Below are 841 nucleotides of genomic sequence, written 5' to 3'. Positions count from 1 at the left end.
CGGTGCTGTCAAACCAAACGCACCGATGGCCAAGCGGTAAAACGAGGGTAGGGCGAACGTATGCCCAGACCTCGCAAGCCAGCCAGTCCGTTCAGATATTTCAACTCGTCACCCGAGGTGATCCGGCTGGTTGTCATGATGTATGTCCGGTTTCCGCTGAGCCTGCGAAACGTTGAGGACCTGCTTTTCGAGCGCGGAATCGATGTTTGCCATGAGACGGTGAGGCTTTGGTGGAACCGGTTCGGGCCGATGTTCGCCAGCGATATCCGCCGACAGCGGGTGAGCCGGATGCAGGGTTTCCGCCATTGGCGCTGGCACCTTGACGAGATGTACGTGAAGCTGAACGGCGAGATGGTTTACCTGTGGCGTGCCGTCGACCACGAGGGCGAAATCCTCGAAAGCTTCGTTACGAAGAAACGGGACAAGTCTGCGGCACTGGTATTCATGAAGAAGGCGCTGAAGCGCCATGGCCGCGCCGAGACATTGGTCACCGACGGCCTGCGATCCTATCCGGCTGCGATGCGCGAGCTTGGCAATCTGGACCGCCGCGAAATGGGCCGCTGGTTGAACAATCGGGCCGAAAACTCGCACCTTCCGTTCCGACGACGAGAACGGGCAATGCTGCGATTCCGGCAGATGAAGTCGCTACAGAAATTTGCTTCCGTCCATGCCAACGTCCACAACCATTTTGATCTCCAACGCCACCTCATCGACAGAGAGACCTACAAGGCTCGCCGCTCGGCCGCGTTGGTCGAGTGGCAGTCCCTCATGGCCTGAGATGAAGCTGGGGAGGGGAGAACTCCGCCAATCGGAGACGAGTTGCGATTGGACTGACACCACC

General features: G+C 58.9%; 1 protein-coding gene. It reads left to right on the top strand.

What is annotated here, in order from left to right; genetic code table 11:
* Positions 1–60: 60 nt before the first annotated feature.
* Positions 61–777, top strand: coding sequence for an IS6 family transposase (locus tag N0B51_RS14825; protein ID WP_259963372.1), 717 nt, complete (start codon positions 61–63; stop codon positions 775–777).
* Positions 778–841: the final 64 nt, after the last annotated feature.

This window comes from Tsuneonella litorea (genome assembly GCF_025154015.1).
Classification (GTDB): Bacteria; Pseudomonadota; Alphaproteobacteria; order Sphingomonadales; family Sphingomonadaceae; genus Tsuneonella; species Tsuneonella litorea.
Note: the sequence above shows the minus strand (reverse complement) of the source record. Positions and strands in the feature narration are given on the sequence as shown.

Coding starts and splice junctions, on each gene's coding strand:
- N0B51_RS14825 (WP_259963372.1), top strand. CDS start 61: ATGCCCAGACCTCGCAAGCCAGCCAGTCCGTTCAGATATTTCAACTCG.